The organism is Pelomonas sp. Root1237 (genome assembly GCF_001425055.1).
GTDB lineage: Bacteria > Pseudomonadota > Gammaproteobacteria > Burkholderiales > Burkholderiaceae_C > Pelomonas.
Genome location: NZ_LMDK01000015.1, coordinates 402 through 2540, shown reverse-complemented (window position 1 = coordinate 2540; position 2139 = coordinate 402). Strand labels below are relative to the sequence as shown.

The window sequence follows — 2139 nt, the reverse complement described above, 5'->3', positions numbered from 1 at the left end:
CGCGCCATGCTGATGGAGCACCCGCAGGACCCGGCCTGCGCGACGCTGGACCGGCAGTACCAGCTCGGCGAGAGCCTGCTGGTGGCGCCGGTGTTCACGGAGAGCGGCGAGGTGGATTTCTACCTGCCAGAAGGGACGTGGACGCATCTGCTGAGCGGCGAGAAGCGCGAAGGCGGCCGCTGGCACCGCGAGGTGCATGGCTTCCTGTCCATGCCGCTGTACGCCGCACCGAACAGCGTCATCGCCTGGGGTGCCGAGACCGAGAAGCCGGCCTACGACTACGCCCGCGGCACGGTGCTGCGCGTGTTCGAGCTGGAGGACGGCAAGAGCGCGGCCTTCACGGTCGTGGGCGCGGACGGCAGCATGGCGGCGCGTGGCACGGTGAGCCGAAAGGGCGGGCAGTACACGGCGCAGGTCAGCGAGGGTGCGCTGCGCGATTGGGCGCTGGAGGTGGACCGTCACCGCAGTCCGGTGCTGGCTGAAGGCAAAACCTTGAACTGGGGGCGTTCATGAAAGCATCACAGGTTAGACGTTGCGGTGACGTCGTGCCGGGTTCTGGCCCGCGGTTTTCTCTGCGGCTGGTTGCGCTGGCGGTGCTTCTGCATGCACCGGCTGCGGTGCTGGCTCAGGTCGGCACCTTTCCCGGCATGGAGCCCGGTCGCGTTGGCGGCGTGACGGCCGAGGGGCAGAGCCCAGACAAAGCGGCGGCTGCGGCCAAGAACAAGCAGATGGCGCAGGAGCTGATCGACCAGCAGCGTGACGAAGCCGCACGCCGCTTGATGGTCGAACAGCGAGCAAAGCTGCGTGAGCGCTTGGAGCGCGATGCGGGACTGCTGCGCCAGCCGGTGGACTTGCTGGCGGGCATGTTCCAGCTGCCTGCCGACCTGAACCTTTCTCCGGAGCACCGAAGCGTGGCCGAGGGTGTGCTGCGTCAACAACGTGAGCGCGCACAGGCCGGCTGGGCGGCATGGCTGACCGATGAAACCGCGCAGGGCAAGGGCGAGCTGCGGGCGGAAGTGGCTGCGCAGCGATTGAGCAATCGCGTGCTCAACGAAGTGGCGCTGTGGCAAGCCGATGCAACGCCGCACCCCAGCGACACGATCTGGATCGATGCGCTCAAGACACCCGCCATTTGCCAGCGGCTCGACCAGCCGCGGCCCGTGGCGCAGGTGGCGCAGCTGATCGAGGCGCTGCCCGCAGAGCAGCGCGACGCCGCCTGGCAGGGCGAGGCGGCGCGCCTGGCTCGATGGGGTCAGGTCCCGCGGCAGGTGCCGCCCTCGCCGGACCGCGCGTTTGAGGATGAGCTGGTCGCTGCGCTGCCCAAGCCGCCGGGCAACGCTTCCAGCCTCGCCCCCGAGGTGCGCAACGCGCTGCAGGCGCCGGGCTGGACCTATGCCGCGCAATCACCCGCTTCACGTTGCGAGCTGCTGCGCTGGTGGAGCCAGGAGCAGGTACGCACCCAGCGGATGACGGCGCCGCGTGCGCTGCATGCCTGGCGCACCGCCATGGCCGTGCGTTCGTCGGGCTATCTGCTGCCCGATGTGCCGCGCAGCGGCCCGGGCGCGACCGACGCGAACGGCTTTCCGCTGTTCGCACGCCGTGCCGAGCTTGCGGGCACGGTCGTCGTGGAACAGGATCTCGATGCTGCCGGCAAGATCGTGCGCAGCTTCGTGCAGCGCCGCGAAATCATGGCGGCCGGCGTGCGCGGTGTGCCGGCCCTGGCTCTGGAGCGCGAGCTGGACGCCGTGAGCCTGGCTCGCGCGGCCACCACTCCCGCTGCTGCCCCCGACCCGGCGCAACTGCGCGACGGAACGGCCACGCGCCGTATCGGCATCGAGTGGGTGCTGCCCCAGGGGCTCTAGGCAGAGCCCGCGCGCCAAGCCTTCACTCCTCCAGCGCGACCACCATCACGGCCTTGGCAGGCACCTTGATCGACAGCTTGCCGTCCGCGGCACGCGCGCTGAACGCCGCCGGCTTGATGACCTGCGGATCCTGGAAGGTGTTGTGCGCGTCCATCGCGGCCGAGGTCAGCACCTTGCCTGCCGCACCGTTGACCTTCGTGCCCGCAACGTTGACGGCGACATCGACCGCCTTGGACGGATCGGTGTTGACCAGCGCCAGGTACACCTTGCCGTCCTT

2 protein-coding genes and 1 pseudogene are annotated in these 2139 nt (G+C 69.7%); 2 read left to right on the top strand and 1 reads right to left on the bottom strand.

Features of this window, described 5'->3' with window-relative positions:
• A pseudogene (locus ASC91_RS12805) lies at positions 1-513 on the top strand (hypothetical protein); the annotation flags it as partial.
• Positions 510-1862 (top strand): hypothetical protein, encoded by a 1353-nt coding sequence (locus tag ASC91_RS12800; protein ID WP_157281560.1) that lies wholly within the window; start codon positions 510-512, stop codon positions 1860-1862. The pseudogene ASC91_RS12805 and the gene ASC91_RS12800, both read left to right, overlap by 4 nt.
• Before the next feature lie 22 nt (positions 1863-1884).
• Here ASC91_RS12800 and ASC91_RS30280 read toward each other — a convergent pair.
• Positions 1885-2139, bottom strand: a 255-nt coding sequence (locus ASC91_RS30280; RefSeq protein ID WP_327082882.1) for an alpha-L-arabinofuranosidase C-terminal domain-containing protein, incomplete at its 5' end; no start/stop codon positions are given.

Excerpts from the sequence above, each read along its gene's own strand:
- ASC91_RS12800 (WP_157281560.1), top strand. The coding sequence starts at position 510 with ATGAAAGCATCACAGGTTAGACGTTGCGGTGACGTCGTGCCGGGTTCT.